This is a genomic window from Shewanella sp. Iso12, from assembly GCF_012030025.1.
In the GTDB taxonomy this organism is placed as follows: Bacteria; Pseudomonadota; Gammaproteobacteria; order Enterobacterales; family Shewanellaceae; genus Shewanella; species Shewanella algae.
Window position 1 is genome coordinate 109,015 of record NZ_JAAUHW010000009.1, and the last position, 17,351, is coordinate 126,365.

Annotated in this window: 15 protein-coding genes and 2 pseudogenes; 8 read left to right on the top strand and 9 right to left on the bottom strand. The window is 48.9% G+C overall.

Going from position 1 to position 17,351, the window contains the following annotated elements:
- The first annotated feature begins 117 nt into the window (after positions 1 to 117).
- Positions 118 to 1,248 (top strand): methyltransferase, encoded by a 1,131-nt coding sequence (locus HCX89_RS15250; protein ID WP_167716580.1) that lies wholly within the window; start codon positions 118 to 120, stop codon positions 1,246 to 1,248.
- Positions 1,249 to 1,354: 106 nt separating this feature from the next.
- Here HCX89_RS15250 and HCX89_RS23105 read toward each other — a convergent pair.
- Positions 1,355 to 2,197: pseudogene (locus HCX89_RS23105) on the bottom strand (choice-of-anchor H family protein).
- A gap of 515 nt (positions 2,198 to 2,712) precedes the next feature.
- Here HCX89_RS23105 and HCX89_RS15265 point away from each other — a divergent pair.
- Genes HCX89_RS15265 through HCX89_RS15275 form a run of 3 tightly spaced genes read left to right on the top strand, consistent with a single transcriptional unit; the run spans position 2,713 to position 5,103 of the window.
- Complete coding sequence (locus HCX89_RS15265; protein ID WP_240647801.1) at positions 2,713 to 3,051, top strand: PepSY domain-containing protein; 339 nt, start codon at positions 2,713 to 2,715, stop codon at positions 3,049 to 3,051.
- A 13-nt stretch (positions 3,052 to 3,064) separates the two neighbouring features.
- Positions 3,065 to 3,754 carry a response regulator transcription factor gene (locus HCX89_RS15270; protein WP_107005929.1) on the top strand — a complete coding sequence of 230 codons (690 nt, stop codon included), beginning with the start codon at positions 3,065 to 3,067 and terminating at the stop codon, positions 3,752 to 3,754.
- Entirely contained in the window at positions 3,754 to 5,103 is a 1,350-nt protein-coding gene (locus HCX89_RS15275; protein ID WP_101058198.1) for an ATP-binding protein, read from the top strand. Before HCX89_RS15270 ends, HCX89_RS15275 begins: the two co-directional genes overlap by 1 nt.
- Before the next feature lie 782 nt (positions 5,104 to 5,885).
- On the opposite strand, the gene HCX89_RS15280 is transcribed toward HCX89_RS15275, so the two are convergent.
- The 5 genes and pseudogenes from HCX89_RS15280 to HCX89_RS15300 all read right to left on the bottom strand — a co-directional run bounded on the left by HCX89_RS15280 (position 5,886) and on the right by HCX89_RS15300 (position 8,825).
- Complete coding sequence (locus tag HCX89_RS15280; protein WP_167716587.1) at positions 5,886 to 6,251, bottom strand: hypothetical protein; 366 nt, start codon at positions 6,249 to 6,251, stop codon at positions 5,886 to 5,888.
- A gap of 542 nt (positions 6,252 to 6,793) precedes the next feature.
- Positions 6,794 to 7,195, bottom strand: coding sequence for a DUF6678 family protein (locus HCX89_RS15285; protein ID WP_167716589.1), 402 nt, complete (start codon positions 7,193 to 7,195; stop codon positions 6,794 to 6,796).
- 125 nt (positions 7,196 to 7,320) lie between these two features.
- A pseudogene (locus tag HCX89_RS15290) lies at positions 7,321 to 7,596 on the bottom strand (transposase); the annotation flags it as partial.
- A gap of 131 nt (positions 7,597 to 7,727) precedes the next feature.
- The gene (locus HCX89_RS15295) at positions 7,728 to 8,114 is read right to left on the bottom strand and encodes a hypothetical protein (protein WP_167716591.1); all 387 of its coding nucleotides are present in this window, start codon (positions 8,112 to 8,114) and stop codon (positions 7,728 to 7,730) included.
- An 84-nt stretch (positions 8,115 to 8,198) separates the two neighbouring features.
- Positions 8,199 to 8,825 carry a hypothetical protein gene (locus tag HCX89_RS15300; RefSeq protein ID WP_167716593.1) on the bottom strand — a complete coding sequence of 209 codons (627 nt, stop codon included), beginning with the start codon at positions 8,823 to 8,825 and terminating at the stop codon, positions 8,199 to 8,201.
- A 135-nt stretch (positions 8,826 to 8,960) separates the two neighbouring features.
- Here HCX89_RS15300 and HCX89_RS15305 point away from each other — a divergent pair, with 135 nt between their 5' ends.
- Entirely contained in the window at positions 8,961 to 10,088 is a 1,128-nt protein-coding gene (locus HCX89_RS15305) for an IS110 family transposase (RefSeq protein WP_167716595.1), read from the top strand.
- Positions 10,089 to 10,420: 332 nt separating this feature from the next.
- Here the strand turns inward: HCX89_RS15305 and HCX89_RS15310 are convergent, their stop codons facing one another.
- Positions 10,421 to 10,765 (bottom strand): hypothetical protein, encoded by a 345-nt coding sequence (locus tag HCX89_RS15310; RefSeq protein ID WP_144136023.1) that lies wholly within the window; start codon positions 10,763 to 10,765, stop codon positions 10,421 to 10,423.
- A 208-nt stretch (positions 10,766 to 10,973) separates the two neighbouring features.
- Here HCX89_RS15310 and HCX89_RS15315 point away from each other — a divergent pair, with 208 nt between their 5' ends.
- Both HCX89_RS15315 and HCX89_RS15320 read left to right on the top strand, forming a co-directional pair.
- A complete protein-coding gene (locus HCX89_RS15315; RefSeq protein ID WP_138955695.1) occupies positions 10,974 to 11,396 on the top strand; it encodes a winged helix-turn-helix domain-containing protein in 423 nt (140 codons plus the stop codon).
- Between the two features lie 24 nt (positions 11,397 to 11,420).
- Positions 11,421 to 11,729, top strand: coding sequence for a hypothetical protein (locus tag HCX89_RS15320; RefSeq protein WP_167716559.1), 309 nt, complete (start codon positions 11,421 to 11,423; stop codon positions 11,727 to 11,729).
- A 177-nt stretch (positions 11,730 to 11,906) separates the two neighbouring features.
- Here HCX89_RS15320 and HCX89_RS15330 read toward each other — a convergent pair whose 3' ends face one another.
- Positions 11,907 to 13,010, bottom strand: coding sequence for a hypothetical protein (locus HCX89_RS15330; RefSeq protein ID WP_167716597.1), 1,104 nt, complete (start codon positions 13,008 to 13,010; stop codon positions 11,907 to 11,909).
- A gap of 133 nt (positions 13,011 to 13,143) precedes the next feature.
- Positions 13,144 to 13,794, bottom strand: a complete 651-nt coding sequence (locus HCX89_RS15335) for a hypothetical protein (protein ID WP_104973998.1) — start codon at positions 13,792 to 13,794, stop codon at positions 13,144 to 13,146.
- 2,108 nt (positions 13,795 to 15,902) lie between these two features.
- Here HCX89_RS15335 and HCX89_RS15340 point away from each other — a divergent pair.
- On the top strand, positions 15,903 to 17,285 hold the full coding sequence (locus HCX89_RS15340) for a DUF3300 domain-containing protein (RefSeq protein WP_167716599.1): 1,383 nt from the start codon (positions 15,903 to 15,905) through the stop codon (positions 17,283 to 17,285).
- Positions 17,286 to 17,351 lie beyond the last annotated feature (66 nt).

Sequence of the window (17,351 nt, forward strand, 5' to 3'; positions counted from 1 at the left end):
ATTGCCGGGCTTAAGCCTTCTCTATTAGATAATGACCAAGGCAGATTTTCGCAAATATCGCCTTGAGCGCCAGTATTTGCGATAATCCGCGCAAATTCGTCCTTTAAGCCCAGTTATATGACCAGCCAGTTCTCAGCCGCTGATATTCAGCTCACTCTGCACCGCTATCCCGAAGAGCAGGAATCCAACCTCCAGGCCTGGGATGCCGCCGATGAACACCTGCTCAAACAGCTCGCCGAGGAAGAGGCACCTCAATCTGTGCTTATTATCAACGACAGCTTTGGTGCCCTGCTGTGCGCCATTCGCCGACGTTATCCCGATGCAAAGGTTCACTGGAGCTCGGATGCCCGCACGTCTCACCTTGGCGCTCGACAGAATCTTGAGAAAAACCATCTCAGCACTGCCGACATTCACTGGCTAAACAGTCGGGAAATGCCTGCTTGTGTACCCGATACCATATTGCTGAAGCTGCCCAAGAACCTCAACTTTTTTGCCTGGCAGCTGACCCTGCTGGCCAATATGCTTCCCGCCGGTACCCGGGTGTTGATTGGCGCCAAGGCCAAATCCATCAATCAAGCCTTGTTGGCCCTGATTGGCAAACATCTGGGCCAGGCCAGCGCCAGTCTGGCATGGAAAAAGACCCGGGTGATAACCGCCTTCGCCGATGGCCAGGCACGCGAATTGCCTGCCCCCAGCGAGTGGCCCCTTGGCGAATTCGGCCTCAATATCTGTAATCTCAGCAATGTATTTGCCGCCGGCAAACTGGATATCGGCGCCCGTTTAATGTTGGCCAACCTCCCCGAAGGTGAGTTTAGCTCTGTGGTGGACCTGGGCTGCGGCAATGGCGTTTTGGGGCTGGCGGCGGCCAAGCGTTATCCCGAGGCGAGCATTCACTTTGTCGATGACTCAGAGATGGCCGTGGAAAGTGCCCGGCTCAACTGGCAGGGCAATGGCTTTGAAGCCGAACGCGGCCACTTCTATTGGGACGACTGTCTGAGTCATTTGAGCGCCGGCGTCGCACCGGATCTGGTGCTCTGTAACCCGCCGTTTCATCAGGGAGAGGCCATCACAGATCATATTGCCTGGCAGATGTTCCTCGATGCCAGACGGCGTCTGGTGAACGGCGGCATACTGCATGTGGTCGGCAACCGTCACCTGGGCTACCACATCAAGCTCAAGCGCCTGTTCGGCAACTGCAAGACCATAGCCTCCAATGGTAAGTTTGTGATCCTGCAAGCCTCTAAATAAAAGGCCAACAGGAGTAAACCTTGTTGACCCATTCCGGCCCCCGTTGGGAACCCGGAAAGAAGCAGGCCGGGGGAGACCCCGGCCTGTGTAGTTAAATTTTGTGATTTCAGGGGGCAACTCGGCCGCGTCTGTAACGCAAGCCGCCAAGCAGTACCAGACTTACGAGCGCCACCACTGACAGGCTGCCGCCGGCATCGACTATCACGGTCGCGCCATCATCTCTGTCCCATTCGCGACTTTCCAGCGGCAAGGCATATAGGCTATTGCTTTCATAAGAACTTATGGTCGCCACTATGTCACTGTAGCCGGGTTCATAGAGATCGATCAGCACATCATAGTGATCGCTGGGATAGCCGCTCTCCAACGTGGTGAGCACTTCAAAGTCATCCTAGGTACTGTCTCCCTGAATGTAGAACACCTCAGTGCTGTAGTAATGCTCCCAGTCACCGCCGTTGCGGCTTAGATAAAGCTCGGCATAAACCGGCACAGACTCGGCCGGATCATTGCCGTAAACATCGGCATCGAAGCGCACCGCAAAGCTGCGATAAAAGCCATCAGAGTCATAATCGTCATAAAGGTAGCTGGCCGCCTCATAAAAGCTGAACTCATGATAATAGCTGTGGGCCGCCATGGAAACCATCCGCTGCGGCGCGGCTTGGCTCTCGGGCAGTTTCTGTTTCTTGGCAATCATCTGCTCGCGGGTCATGCGCTCACCGGAAACTTGAGCTCCGGTAGATTGCCACTCCAGCTGCAGTTGCTTGAGCAACTGCCTGTGTTGTGCCGCCCGTAGCTCGGCGCCTGAGCTATCCTGTTCATCGCTTGGTTGCTGCGCTTTTTGGCCGATTGAGGCTTGTCCGCCGACAGGCTCCTTGGCATAGGCTGCAGGCGCCCCCCAAAACAGAGCCAAAAACAGCAACAGGCTAAATACAGTGTAAGATAATAATTTCATAGTGCTTCTCCACAGGGCGCTTCTTGCGCTTATCCGGGTTATTTGACTTAGGGAAGGTGCGAACAAGTCCCATGTGTGCTCTGCGTCGGCTTACAGGCCTGGATGCAAGGCGTGGTTCGCAGCAAATGGCCCTAGTCCTTTGCAAGAAGCACAACATAGCAGGCAGGTCTGTAAGCCACGCCCTTCGGGGCTTTCACAGCAACCGGCTCTCTGCGTTATCCGACTTCGACAGGCCCCGGCATGCCTTCAGTCAGATGCCTTGAACGCCAATTGCTGTGCAAGCCAGAGTGCCACGAGGACTTATTCGCACCTTCCTTAGCATTATTAAAAGTCAGCCTGGGTGAACATGAGATGAACGGTTTCTGTCAGCCGATGTTCATCTTGGAAGGAGTACAACTGACCGGGCCAGAGCGAAAACCGGGGTAAGACAGATAGAGAGTGAAGACCCGGCTGGCTATTTCATCCACCGCGGGGATCTTTTACACTGGGCCAAGTGTTTCCAAAAGGGCAAAACCATGAAAAGGGGCAGTAAAATCAAGCATCAAGCTTATCACTCAAGCGGAATTATCGCGGCAAGCATGCTATTGCTGTCGCTGGCTTTCGCTCAGCCCCTGCATGCCGGCCCCTTTGCCAAGCCGGAACGAACGACTCAGGGCCAGGAGGCCAAGCTGAAAGTCCGCAGCGGCGATGAAGCCGCCAGACTGGTGAAGCAGGCTTATGGCGGTAAGGTACTCAGGGTGCAGTCTGTGAAGGTCAACGGCAACCCGGGTTATCGGGTCAAACTGCTGCAGGACAGCGGCCGAATTGTCTATGTCTCTGTGGATGCCCACAGCGGCCGCCTGCAGGCAAACTGACAGGAAACAGCTTATGCGACTGTTATTGGTAGAAGATGATGCCGCCTTACAGGCCAACTTAAAACAGCATCTGCAAGAGGCAGGTTTCAATCTGGATACGGCGTCAGACGGCGAAGAAGGCCTGTTTCTGGCGGCAGAATATCCCTATGATGCCGCCATTATCGATATCGGCCTGCCCAAACTCAGCGGCATAGCACTGATTGAACAGATGCGTGCCAAGGGACTGGATTACCCTGTGCTGATCCTCACCGCCAGAGATGGCTGGCAAGACAAGGTGGAAGGCTTGGATGCCGGCGGTGATGACTACCTCACCAAACCCTTTCACCCCATGGAACTCACCGCCAGGATCAAGGCTTTAATCCGCCGCAGCGCCGGTAAGGCCAGCCCCTTGCTGCAAAGTGGCCCTGTCACCCTGAATACCAGCAGCGGTGAAGTGCGACTCGGCAAACACAACGTCAGCCTCAGCGCCTCCGAATACAAATTGCTCGAGTATCTGATGCTGCATCAGGGAGAAGTCACTTCCAAGAGTCTGCTTATCGAGCACATCTATGATCAGGACTTTGATCTGGACTCCAATGTGATTGAGGTATTTATTCGCCGTTTGCGCAAGAAGCTGGATCCCGAGGGCACGCTTGGGCTTATTGAAACCCTGCGTGGTCAGGGTTATCGCCTCAACGCGCTTCCTGTCAGAGAAAACCCCTGATGAAGCCCTTGCCTGCCAGGCTTTTGCCCGGTTCACTCAAGGGCCGGCTGGTGATCAGCGCCCTGCTGTTGAATCTGGTACTCTTGCCGCTTATCGGCGTGACCCTGAGCGATGCCTTTCGTGCCCAATTGACCCACGCGGTAAAAGATGAACTCAGCGCCGCCCTTTATGGAGTATTGGCATTGGCAGAAGTGGAACAGGGCGAACTGGTTCTGCCGGATCAATTACAGGACAAACAGTTCAACATAGATCAATCCGGGCTCTACGCCCTGGTCAGCAGCCAAGGCAAACTGGTATGGCATTCGCCTTCCTTTATCGGTATGCCGCCTCCGGGCAAGCTTCCAAGCCCACCACTCGGAGAAGGCCGCTTTGGCGAAATGCTTCTCCTGGGCAAGCCTCACTTCAGTTACAGCTTCAGCGCCAGCTTTGCCTCGGCATCGGATAACGGCCGGGATATTCCCTTTACCGTACACATCATCAAAGATCAGACCGGCTTTGAGCAAACCCAAGGCGCCTTCAGCCGCCAGCTCTGGCAATACCTGGGACTATTGATGCTGTTCCTGTTACTGGTACAAGGTGGCTGGCTCTGGTGGACACTCAAACCACTGGCGCGCTTTCGCGCCGAGCTCGAAGCGGTTGAGCAAGGCAAACGGCAACATCTCGGCAGCGACTATCCCAAGGAGCTGCAACAGGTCGCGACCCAGCTCAATGCCCTGATAAGCAACGAGCAGCGCCAACGCCAACGTTATCGCAACGCCCTGTCGGATCTGGCCCATAGCCTGAAAACGCCGCTGGCGGTACTGCAAAGCCTCAAGTCTTTGCCGAGCGATGCCCAAGAGCCCATCAGCCAAATTAACGCCAGCATAGGGCACCAGTTGAAGCGAGCCCAAAGTGCCGGCAGCGGCGCTTGGCACCAAGGGGTGAACAGCAAAATCGTGGCCGACAAACTGCTGCGAACCCTTGGCAAGATTTATGCGGACAAGGTACTGGAGTTTGAGGCTGACCTGGCAACAAATGCCCTGTTTTACGGTGATGAAGCCGACCTGGCCGAACTCCTCGGCAATCTATTGGATAACGCCTGCAAGGCAGCAAACAGCAAGGTCGCCCTCAAAACCTGGGTTAGCGAAAAAGGGCTGAACCTCTGCATCGAAGACGATGGCCCAGGCATTACAGAGCAGCAGAAAACCCAGCTGTTCGAGCGCGGTGTCAGAGCCGATAACTACCAACAAGGCCATGGCATAGGACTGGCGATAGTCAAAGATCTGCTGCAGAGCTACCAAGGCCAGTGGCAAATAGATCAATCTCCCCTGGGTGGCGCCCGCTTCACCCTGTTTTTACCCAGAAGTTGAGATTGAGGAATAGTACATTCATTCCCCACCCTTACCGATTTCAAACAAGGCTAATCTTGCCAAATGGCGATAATGCCCCCCTTGATGTGCCAACAAGCACAGCCCAAGTTTCCGGCAATGGATGTTTCAGCCTGCCGCTGGGATGGGCACGAAGCCCGAATGCAGTGAAGAACAGGATGTCCGAGAACTGCCCTTTCGCACAGACAATTCCGTGAGACGGTGAGAGTTGAGCAGCAACATGCTTTCGAGCGCAAACCAGGGATGGTGAGCTGGCCGTTGTGCATGAATGCATTTGTTCCACGACGTTAGGCCACTGGCACAGTGGCTAGCATTGCTTCAAGCCAAAACTCACCAATGAACTTGATCCTAGCGGCTAGCTAAGTTGTGGCCAATCACCTGCGGTGCGGATAGGCAGGAAGCCTGAATGCAGTGAAGGACAGGACGTCCGAGAACTGCCTTTCGCACAGGCGATCCTGTTACACGCTGCGAGTACGTCCCTGTAAGCTCTGCCTCGCCATCCCTGGCTCGGAAGGTCACAGTCCCGCCTGAGCCTGGAAAATAGGTGTATGTCTGCGGGAATATAAGCAACTTCAAGCAACACTATTCTTGCAGAATTGTACCAATCCCTCCTCGGGAAATAACCGCTGCCCTAAGTAGCGTTGATAGCCTATATGCGAAAGTTGTTAGTTATGCTCAATACCATGATGAAAAATCGAACCCAAATGAGACGAAAGCTATCACAATTAGTGAAATACTTATTGACGGAATGCCACCGTCACTCGTTATGTTTCAATGCCTCGTTCCTTAAGCATATTTTTAAAAACTATTTGAGCCCATTTAATTACTATTTCAGAGTTCCCAAGTTCATCCTTATCCAGGTAAGAGATGAGGACAGGATACCCGCCGCTGGGACAATACTTTGAATGTTCGAATCCATCCCATTCCAAACCCAACCCACGAACAGGTATACTGGGGTCTCCGTTAACCCAGTAACTTACTTTTTCAAAATATCCCGCAGATATCAGGGATTCCCCCATGTTTATTGCTTGTTCTACAGATTGAAAACAAACAGGTTGATAGGTAGTTTTATTCGTCGAAGAGCAACCTGGTAACAGGAGGCTTAAAAAAGCGAGGAGCCAAATTCTCATAATATCTTCCTCGGCCTAACTTGCGGCGATTGCCGCACCGCGGTAACCATCCGGCAGCATTAGATTGTTAGGTGCTGCTACCTTTAGCGGATGCACCTGATTATTGATTAAGAAATCTTCTAACTCACTTAGCTCAGTGGGCAGCCTCGCACCCTCATGGGAACCGCAGCCAACGAACCGGAAGCCAGCAGCGAACAGAATTTGTACCTTACGCCACTGCCTCTTATCACCTGCCTTCGGTGCCTTGAAGCTACGCCCCATCTCATGCATACATTCGCCACAATCTGGGCATGGGTGACATGGAGTTGGCTCTTTATCAGAGTACTCAACAGGCCTTTTGTAACTTTTTCGGCAGTTGAAGCATGCATGAGCAACCAAGTATTCGGGGCCGCGATGGAATGAAACCGGCTTGGGCGGACTAATAACACGAGTTCCCGTAGCCTTACGTAATTCCATTCTTCGGTGCTTTTCTAGATTTATACTCATAACTCCTCTGGGCACCAACGCCGCGCACAGCTTTGCCAGTCCGTTGCTGCGCCTTGTTATGCCTTTGCATAGCCCATTATCCGTAAACCAGTAGTTGTATGCTGAATTTCATATTTTCCTAACTGGTCAATTATTTTTACAAACTCTATAAGCTTTGGATTTAGATCAAATGTAAATTCTATCCATTCAATCTCTTTGTATATTGATGGCTCGATAAACCAGTGCTCATCAATTTGTTCTTCGTATTGCTCAATAATGGAAGACTTTACATCACCTGAATGGACAAGTTTATAATTGATCTCACTAACACTCGGGTACAATGAGCAAGTTGCTTTGAAAAGCTTTACCCACTTAGCATTGCTCATATATGAAGCGGAAAAGTTCCGAGAGATAATCGAATCTAAACGATCCCATTGTTTATCTCTCTTTTCATCCTGAGCTTTTACTTTACTGTACATAACTCGAACTCTTCAGAGGCATAGACATAATGATTCCCCAAAAACTCAAGCCACCCACTGTAAAACAATAACTTAATCTTCTTTCGGTCTGCGTTCAAGCACCGGTAGGGGATTTGAGCACTACAAAGCACTTCTCTGTCTGTCCATCGGTTTGCTGTCTCTATATCAATATGCAACACCAGATGCAGATGATTACTCATGATGGAGAATGCGGCCACATCAATGGTAAAAACGGCTTCCAGTTCAAACAATAACGATTCCACCCAACCACGGCGGTGGTCATAATTTTTACCCGAGTAGGCATCATCACCACACAAAAAGGCACGCCGTACCACGCGGCTGCAACAGTGGTAGTAAGGTGTATCTTCAAGGCTGATTTGAGTTCGGCGAGAGCGCGGCATAATAACCTCCTTGTTAAATGCTTAAACAAAGCACAGTCGGAGGCTAACTACCGCGCCATTAATGCTGGGTGTCCATATTCTCGGTTCCCAAAATAAAGGATTGACGCCATAGTCGTTTGTTATGCGCGTGGTTAACGTAAGCCTTTTGACCACCTTGCTTTAACTACACCCCAAAACTCTTTGTGAAACTCACGATAAACATGCGAATTAAGTGTCGCAGAAAATTTTAGCCAACAAGCTGAATTATCATAAGCAAAAGGAACATCTTTAACCGTTAAATGAAACTCAAGTACATTTCCGTTTAATGCGCTTTCGAGCAATGAAGACCCACTAATTGCACAATCAAACACATGATTTCCGAATACATCAGATTTTATCTCCCAACGTACATTCTCTAGATAACCTGACGGAAACTCCCAGCAGTCTTCGAAATTAACCATGGGGTTAAAATGAAGGTTCATTCTGTTGTTTCGGTTTTCATAAGCGAAAACTGTTGCTGTACTGATATGAACGGTCATTTTTCCTCCTTAGCGCATAACGCCCAGACCTACTGGAGAGCGAGCGCAGCGAGTGAATCCAGTGAAGCCGATTGTTATGCATTTTCATCCACCAAAACTAGCAAGAAGTGCCGGAATGTATGGGAGTAATTGGTGAGCGAGAACGGCACTTGCTGCGCCTTCAAGAACATGCTGAATGGAAAGAAGACTTTCCTTTATGATTCCACCCTTTGGCCTTTCCGAACCAATTTGTGCTTCGACTGTTGCTATATCAGCTGAAATTTCTGAATGCGAAGAATCATCCAAGTTTAGTTCTGGCAAGGCGCTTTTCAACTTTCCAATAAATTCATTAATCGCTATTTTTTCAGCATTTGTTATTTGTACTGTTTGGGTGCTATTTGTTGTTCCTTGTTGAATTACTGAGCCATGCATTTGATGAACGTTAATTATGTTCACGGGTGGAAAATACTGCGTTGGTTTATCTGGCTCAGTTACGGCCCTTTCAATTTCCACGACCCCATCATGAGTAATCGACACGGCCATATTCACAGGTTCGGCGAGGTATTCACCTTTCAGGTACTTCCAAATATCGCGGGTTTCCTGTGGCGTAACATCAAAGTGCTTAGCAACATCTTCTTTCGCAATCCTTTTTAGCTCACTTCCATTGGTCAGTTCGTACAGCTTGTGCAAGAACAAATACCGTAGCTCTTTTTTTCGGTTAATGTCGACCATGCTCATATTCCTTTTTTATGCATAGACATAATGATTCCCTGTGCAGGTGTCGGCCTCCGTGTTTTCTCGTGGATTAGTTAAACCAGAGCCACACTGTTTGTTGATCCAATAGGCAAACAATCACAGGAGGCCGACATGTCTAAAGCTAACACACTTTTTATCGAGTTGGACGTACACAAGGAGACCGCTGACGTGGCCTGGGTTTCTGATAAGTCTGCTGAGACCGTGCATTACCATGGCACAATCCCAACCAACCTGCGTTCATTCGATAAACTCATTAAAAATCAAACAGTCAAGACCAGCAAGCTCTGTGTTATTTATGAGGCTGGTCCCTGTGGCTTCTGGCTCTATCGCCATCTGTTGCGCCGTGGTATTGAATGCTGGGTGGTAGCGCCGGCACTCATCCCCAAAGCTCCGGGCGACCGGGTCAAAACCGATAAACGCGATGCCATGACATTGGCCAGGTTAGCGCGTAGTGGCGATTTGCACTCTATTTATGTTCCGGATGAGCGGGATGAAGCTATCCGCGACCTTATCCGCTGCCGGGAAGATGCCATGCTCGATTTGCGCCAGGCACGGCAACGGCTGAAATCCTTTCTGCTGCGTCATGGTCATCCCTGCACAGGTCGGCAAAACTGGACCGAGGCCTATCGACGCCACCTGGCTGATATCAACTTTCCACAAAGTGCGACTAAAATCACCTTTCAGCATTACATTCATATCGTTACCGAGCGCTATGAGCGCTTGCAACGGCTGGAATTGGAACTGCAAAGCCTGGCCGAAAGCTGGCGTTGGTACCCACTGGTGCAACGTCTGACGGTACTGCGTGGAGTACGTTTCTTATCCGCTATGACCCTATTGGCAGAACTGGGTGACCTCAGACGCTTTGCTTCTCCGCGTTCACTGATGAACTTTGTCGGTTTGACACCCAGCGAACACTCCAGTGGTCAGCGGGAACGACGTGGTGGCATCACTAAGTGCGGCAATAGCCACGCCAGACGCATCCTTATTGAATCGGCCTGGGCCTATCGTTTCCCCGCTCGGGTCTCGAGGGAATTGGAAAGTCGCCAACAAGAGCACTCCATCAAACTGCAAACTCGCTCATGGGAAATCCAGCAGCGCCTATGTCGACGTTTTCATGCCTTAAAAGCAAGAGGCAAAGAATACAATAAAGTCGTTACCGCTGTGGCTCGCGAACTGACAGGCTACATTTGGGATTTAGCCCAAGGTTTTGATGCCGATATGCCACAACAAGCGTACTGAATTACATTTAAAAATCACTCTGGCAGCGCCGGACGGCGGCAGCGGTGCGAGCAACCCTCGAGGGCGTTAAGCGGTCACATCCGCGCTCCTAGACTGAGGCAAGGCTCCTGCGGCGAACACAAGTAATGCGAATAACCAAACTCGCGGATATCAGCAAGGTCAACCGCCGACACTTACTCGCCAAAGTCCAACTGTCAGAGTGTCCTTACCGGAGATTTTTGGGTCTCCGGTAAGGACACTTTTACCTATTTGACAAAGGGAATCATATCAACGCCCAAAGCAGCGGCGCGCGTTAGCGCGTCCAGCCCGCAGGGCGATGCTGCCTTTGTTTGTTATGTTTTTGAACATGCCAAGTCCTGCGCAACCGCCAACCTAACTTGATTCATTTTACTTAACCCATGCAGATAGGGTTTTAGCTCATGCCTCTGAACTGTTGGGCTCTTAGAGCCGTCGTACTTATCGATTTCTACGTCAACTACGTAAGTCCCACCTACCAACACCGTGTATAGGTCTTCGAGCTGCTCAGGGACGTAATGCAGAACATAAGAATTTATGTAGTCATGACCTTCAGACTCTAGTGCCATTCTTAACTTGGAATCACGGGCTTGAAGCGCCTCGTTGGATCGGATCAACTCTTCACGGAAGTCACTTTCCATTTTACTTCCAATAAGCTTCATTTACTCGATCCCTGTCGAAACATAACGCCGCGTTAAGTAGTGAGCAACGCCACCACCTTACCTAAACCATTGTGCCGTAAACACGAAATTCAAAGCAAACCAAAAATGCCAAGCGTTGCGAATCTGTCTTAAACGCTTTGTTAAATGCAACTTGACAGGAAAATTAACCTTAATTAAGCTTAACTTGTGTTTTACTGGAGCGAATAACATGATTCCATGGGTTATGGGTGCAGCTGTAGCAGCTGTAGCAGCAAAAGTTGTTAATGAAGCTAATTCAGAGAGTGCTGACGCCTCAAAAGACTTTGCTGAGTTAACTAGAGATGAAAAGAATCAAGCAATTCAGGTGCTACGTGATAAGGGTGTTTCGCAAGCAAAAATCGCTGAATCCTTTGGAATCAGTGCACCTGCAGTATCTCAACGTCTCAAACGCCTTGAAGAAAGACCTCAAAACGACATAGCACATAACTCGAACACGTTTGATGGACTATCAAAAGTTGCGAGTTTATATGATGCTGGTTTTTCAGATAATGCTATTGCTGCTTTATTCCAAGAGTCTGATATTGAAATTACAGCCCTAGATATTTCATCTTTTCGCAAAGTGTATTACGCAACCCTTAACTTAACTAAATAAACCTTAACTTCCAAATAGGAGTCAATGATGACTGAAAGCACTGGAACAGGGCGCACTCTCCACGAAATGAGTGCTTATACGAACCTCGAGAATGAGTACGATACTGATGTTGCTAACACAGTTACAGCTAAAGCTATTAATAGAGCTCACAAAGATGCTCACGTAACTCCACAAGATGTTGGGAGTTGGGCAAAAGTGAACCGAATCATGGCTCGTGGGGAAGTAGACATTGAAAAAGAAACACAGATTCTCAACGAAAAAGCAAAAGAATCTGCAGACCAAATGCTTAAAAGTATTATGTCAACAAGCCAAGAAGAAGAAACTGAGAAGTAACCGAATTCTTGTATTAAATAGGGAGAATCTAGTCAAGTTCTCCCTTTTCATTTGTTGCATTTAACGCCCGCTTAAGTGGTGAGCAACGCAATACCGTGTTTCCGCACACCACCTAAATCACTAAAATCAACGCATAGTAAAAATGCCACGCGTTGCGAATCCGTCTTAAAGCGTTTGTTAAACGTTTTTTTGCGAAAAATGTTCAACCACTTTCATTCCGACAACTGTATTTTTATGATCAAAGAAGCCTAAATATTTTTTCAGATCTGATGTACCGCTGCGGCTAAGAATCAATTTATTAACCATGGAACGAATGCCAAATTGGTTTACTAGTGTGTTTAGTGGCTGTCCTTTTACAGCCACCTTAAGTACACCAATACCGGCTGTGAATGTAGGAGCGTTAGAGTCTACGGAGCCAATTGTTGAATCAACGTACAAAGAGATAGATTGAAGAATTTTGGAAAATTTATTCATGTCTTTATAGCTGCCATCACTTAATGCTTGCTGATAGCAATTTAACCAATCTCTTAGCTCTTGGTACTCACTTCTTAATTGAAGAGCCACTTTAATCATATCACTCGCTGTATTTGACTCTTGTATTACTCTGATTGGCAATGGAAGCATGTTTACATTTAATGCATATAACTCACTACCAGCATTGTGTAATGACGCTATAGAGGCTCTTTTCTCTGAGACTAGTCGGTTTAGTCTTAACACCGAGTCTTCGTTTGAAACCATTATTCCAGCATCAGTAAAAAAACGCTTTCTCACAGGGTGCGGTGTATATCCTTTTTCATAAACAAAACCTCTAGCCAACATCCCAGCACCACCCCATAAAGTTTGGGATAAATAACCATGAGGAGCATATCTATTTTGAAGAAAACCTACACGGTTTTCTTCGTGATCTTTCTTTAAATCTGATGTTAGACTCAAACGGTCAATGAATTCGTCTCGTGGTCCTTGCAGTCTTTTATAGTCCACGAGAAAAGGATAAGGTCGGATGACACCTTGAGATACAGCTTCTTGAAATGGATTACCTTCATGATTCCAAGCATGGATAAACTTTTCTTCAACTAAAATCTGATCACGTAAAATTATATCAGTAAGCAAATCAAACAGTGCTTCAGTATTAATGATGGCACTCAAGCTATCTTCGTAAGAATAACTGTCATTTTCTTTATCGATTGCTATGTAATGTGATTTGCTTTCGTCAATACCCTCGATTAATAATTCACCAATATTTTGCAGTGACCAATTATCCGAAATTACACTTTGACTCATTTTCGCCCCTTTAAATACTACTGCTCTGAAGTTGATAAAAACGTTTAACGCCGCATTAAGGTGTGAGCGGCGTTTGGCGATACTTGAGCGAAGCGAAAACGCCAAGCGTTGCGAATCACTCTTAAATGCTTTGTTATATTTGTTTGTTTACGATACTCACAAACTTAAGCCACTTTTCTCGAACTTCAACTAACCGATACTCTTCATGTTGAATACTTGTTTCTACCATTTGATTAACGTGAACTGAATTACGCTCTTGTCGTAACATATCAATCATTCGAAGTTGGTCAGCCATATCGGAATCCTCATTATTTTCGTTCTTATTCCATGCTTTTAGACTATCTATCACAGCCTTAAAAGACATAGCGAGAACCCTACCTTGCTTGCTTTTTTTGGCTAGTCGCTCACCATCAATAACCAATTCATTAGCTGTTGATGAAGAAAACCAAGCATTGTACTTGTCTAGTGTGATTTTTCTATTTTTGTATAGATTGACCAGCAATACCTCAAGTAACCCCTCAAAAACGCTACCAAAGTGTATTAACTCGGCTTTAATATTAGCTTGCTTAAAGTCCATTGGTGGATGAAGGTACTCATTAATGGCTTGCTCATAGGATGCCATATACCGAACAGCCACAATGGCATCAAACCTCTCTTTTGAGCACAGTTGGCGCTCTTGCAGAAACGATAACGATTCCACTATTTCTTCTTTACTTGGGCTAATATTCCGAGAAATTTCGCCTAAAAACAGCTCCCAAGTTGCATACTGATTAATATTGCTCATTAATTCCACCAAATCTGATACAAATATAACAGCTGTATAGTGCGCATGCGCGTTTTAGTCCTCGGAGGAGTGTAAACGCGCATCGCTATCTGTTTGTATTAGCTGGATATAATAGAGTTTAGTCTTAATATCCCTTGCAGCTAAACGCGCATGCGCGGTTTCCAAACCTATTATCTACCAGCTGTATTTTTTAACTTTATGAATTTAATGTTATTTTCTAAAATGTTACAGAAATAACGCGCAAACTTAGCTGCAAATTTCCGGGATTTTTCCTGGAACGGCAATAATACTGTATAGAAAATCAGTTCTGAGGCGCTTGTCATAAGCGCTTCAAACGCTACAACCCAGCTCTACAAAAGCGTTAAGTAAAGCTATGGCTACCGCACGGGTCCAAACTCTGTTCGTCCCTGCGTTCCGCTGAAAACGGAAAAGTGTTGCTGCTTTCGGCCTTAAGCTTAAGGAAGTACTAAAGCCAAGCATTTGAATTAGTTATACAATAGCCAGCATTGAATGTTAAAACAATTAGCCAAAGATCAAGTTTTGACAAAGGCAACAAAACCCTGATTTGGGTTGTTTTTGAAGCAGAATTGACTGGGTGTTTGCATTATTCTCTGTTTTTTCATAGTCCCACCTAGTACTGGCCGAGCTTCCGGCCACTGTGTAGCCAATCACCTGCGGTGCGCCTTTCGCACAGGCGCTCCTGTGACACGGCGTGAATACGTCCATGTATCCTCGACGAAAACGTCCCTGTTTTCGACGGTCACAGTCCCGCCTATGCCTGATAATTAGGTGTATGTCTGCAGCTTAAAACGACTCTGTGTGGGAAGAGTTGCACCAATTCCCCCTCGGTGTCGCAGAAAGCCGTTGACGCAAATAACGTGGCTGAGGGCGAATGCTCGCCGGTGGCGAGTGTGTTTATGAGCGCGAGCCAAGGAAGGCGAGCTGGCCTTTATCCATGGAAGGATTTGGATGCCGAAGCAGCGCCAGTCGAATCAGGGATGAGCGTCTGAAGCGGTAGTTATTTGCGCCATTAGGCCGAGGGGCTTTCGACACCGTGTGGGGCGGCAAGGGAGATCCAAGAGGGGATTGCTGTTGATCCCTTCTTGGTCGGGTGTGGGGCGAAGCTCCACGACTTTATGCCGCTGGAACAGCGGCTATCATGGCTTTAAGCCAAAACTCACCAATAAACTAGGTCTTAGCTTCTGGCTAAGCAGCCGCCAATCACCTGCGGTGCGCCTTTCGCACAGGCGATCCTGTTACACGCTGCGAGTACGTCCCTGTAAGCTCTGCCTCGCCATCCCTGGCTCGGAAGGTCACAGTTCCGCCTGTGCCTGGAATTAGGTGTATGTCTGTGGGCATATAGGTAGTAACTTCAAACAAGTTAGTTCTCACAGAATTGCACCAATTCCCCCTTCGGAGCCGCCGCTGGCATTGTTGCAAATTGGCGTAGCCGAGACAGGGATGTCGAGGCTCGAAGGTCGAGCAAGGCGAATGTTGCGAAGCAACAAGCTTATGAGCGAGAGCCTGGGATGGCGAGCTGGCCCTTATGCATGGATGCATTTGGCGAGTCCTGAGTGTAGCCAATTTGTTTCATAAGCCAGCGGGGATTTCGGCTACGTCGGGGTGTCCTTGGGGATGCAAGGGGCTTTGGACAAGCAAAGCCCCTTGCCCGGTGTGGTGTGGAACACCACGACCTTAGGCCGCTGGCACAGCGGCTATCATGGCTTTAAGCCAGAACTCACCAATAAACTAGGTCTTAGCTTCTGGCTAAGCAGCCGCCAATCACCTGCGGTGCGCCTTTCGCACAGACGATCCTGTGACACGGCGTGAATACGTCCATGTAGCCTCGACGAAAACGTCCCTGTTTTCAACGGTCACAGTTCCGCCTGTGTCTGGAAATAGCCGTACTCCTGCCATTTCAAAAGACTCAGTTCCACTACCCACTTCCCCCAGGCAGTTGCTTGGAGATCATTTAGCCATCCCAAAGCCTTCAGCTTATGTTCATCAAAGGCCACTTATCCTGAAACCACTGATGGGGAATTGCATCGCAAGGCCTCAGTTAGCTCACTTGCCAGGCTGGTAACCATACCGGCCTAAAGGAGGCAACCATGAACAAGCTGAAAATCTGGCTGCAGCACGGTGTACTTATCCTGTGTCTGTTTGGCCTGCCAACTACGGCGCTGCAGGGCGCCGAATCCGGCAGTGATATCCGGGAGCCCGAGCTGATGCAGCTGCTCTCCCCTATCGCTCTCTATCCGGACACCTTGTTGACCCATATGCTCATCGCCTCAACCTATCCACTGGAACTGGTGCAGGCACAGCGATGGCGCAAACAGCGCAGCCATTGGAGCAATGAACGCCTGATGGCCGAAGCCGAGAACCAGGATTGGGATCCCAGTGTGATGGCGCTTATCGCCTTTCCGGAAGTGTTGAACAAGATGAGCACAGATCTGGACTGGACCGCCCGTTTGGGCGAAGCCTTTATCGCCGATGAAGGCCGGGTGATGGATGGGATTCAAACCCTGAGGCAAGCCGCCTGGGATGCCGATTCATTAAATGATCTGGGTAACCTCAACGCCAGACGCGACGAACGTCAGATAGTGATAGCACCGACCCGCACCGAGGTGATCTATGTCCCTTACTACGACAGTCGCCGTGTCTATGGTCACTGGCACTGGAGCAGCTATCCGCCTATCTATTGGGACCCTTTCCCCGGATATGTACGCTACCACTCCAGTCCGTTTTACTGGCGCAGTGCCGGGGTCAGCATTTCATTTAACTTCTTCTTCAGCGCCTTTCATTGGCATGACAGAGTGATCTGGGTCGATTATCGCCACAAACACTATAATCACTACCGGCCAAGACTGGCCTATAGCCAGGGAGCCCAGCGCTGGAGCCATAACCCGCACCACAGACGGGGCGCCCATTATCGTCATCCGGCGCTGCAACAACGCTACAATAAGGCGGTATACAACAAGCCGCACAAGCGTTATGAATCCCAGGCCCGCAGCTTCAACCATAGCCAGAGGCTGCATCAGGACAGAAACAAGCAACAAAAGCAGTTGCAGCATGAGCTAAAGCAGCGCAGGGAACACAATAGCCGCGAATGGCGCGCCGCTGACAAGAGGGAGAAGATGCATAAGGGCGAGCCACAAAAAGTTCGCCAACTGTCACAGCAGCCGTCATATAGGAGTGCCAATAAAAGTGCCAACGCCGCCGACAAAACGATGCGGGTTAAACATCAGGCCAGAGACAGGCAGTTGCAACAGGCCTCAAACCGGCACACTAACACTACTTATAGACAAGCTGAAAAGCGCCGGCAACAGGCAGATAAACAACAGCAGCCACAGAGACACTATCAGCCTCAGAGTCAATCGAAGGTGCAGCATCAGCAACGAGCTCAGCCACAGCGCCATCAGGCGGAGCGACGCCAGCCCAGCCGTGCTCAGGAGCACAGACAACGCACAGTGCATCAACAAAGAGAGCGTTGAACAAAGAGAGTGTTGAAAAAGCTGAGTTGAAAAAGCCGGGTTAAAGTAGCACTTGCCCTAAAGTGA

Bases quoted from the DNA above. Each gene is read 5' to 3' on its own strand.
- HCX89_RS15280 (WP_167716587.1), bottom strand. From the start codon at position 6,251: ATGAGAATTTGGCTCCTCGCTTTTTTAAGCCTCCTGTTACCAGGTTGC.
- HCX89_RS15335 (WP_104973998.1), bottom strand. From the start codon at position 13,794: ATGAGCAATATTAATCAGTATGCAACTTGGGAGCTGTTTTTAGGCGAA.
- HCX89_RS15340 (WP_167716599.1), top strand. From the start codon at position 15,903: ATGAACAAGCTGAAAATCTGGCTGCAGCACGGTGTACTTATCCTGTGT.
- HCX89_RS15295 (WP_167716591.1), bottom strand. From the start codon at position 8,114: ATGACCGTTCATATCAGTACAGCAACAGTTTTCGCTTATGAAAACCGA.
- HCX89_RS15275 (WP_101058198.1), top strand. From the start codon at position 3,754: ATGAAGCCCTTGCCTGCCAGGCTTTTGCCCGGTTCACTCAAGGGCCGG.
- HCX89_RS15285 (WP_167716589.1), bottom strand. From the start codon at position 7,195: ATGTACAGTAAAGTAAAAGCTCAGGATGAAAAGAGAGATAAACAATGG.
- HCX89_RS15305 (WP_167716595.1), top strand. From the start codon at position 8,961: ATGTCTAAAGCTAACACACTTTTTATCGAGTTGGACGTACACAAGGAG.
- HCX89_RS15330 (WP_167716597.1), bottom strand. From the start codon at position 13,010: ATGAGTCAAAGTGTAATTTCGGATAATTGGTCACTGCAAAATATTGGT.
- HCX89_RS15315 (WP_138955695.1), top strand. From the start codon at position 10,974: ATGATTCCATGGGTTATGGGTGCAGCTGTAGCAGCTGTAGCAGCAAAA.
- HCX89_RS15270 (WP_107005929.1), top strand. From the start codon at position 3,065: ATGCGACTGTTATTGGTAGAAGATGATGCCGCCTTACAGGCCAACTTA.
- HCX89_RS15300 (WP_167716593.1), bottom strand. From the start codon at position 8,825: ATGGTCGACATTAACCGAAAAAAAGAGCTACGGTATTTGTTCTTGCAC.
- HCX89_RS15320 (WP_167716559.1), top strand. From the start codon at position 11,421: ATGATGACTGAAAGCACTGGAACAGGGCGCACTCTCCACGAAATGAGT.
- HCX89_RS15250 (WP_167716580.1), top strand. From the start codon at position 118: ATGACCAGCCAGTTCTCAGCCGCTGATATTCAGCTCACTCTGCACCGC.
- HCX89_RS15310 (WP_144136023.1), bottom strand. From the start codon at position 10,765: ATGAAGCTTATTGGAAGTAAAATGGAAAGTGACTTCCGTGAAGAGTTG.
- HCX89_RS15265 (WP_240647801.1), top strand. From the start codon at position 2,713: ATGAAAAGGGGCAGTAAAATCAAGCATCAAGCTTATCACTCAAGCGGA.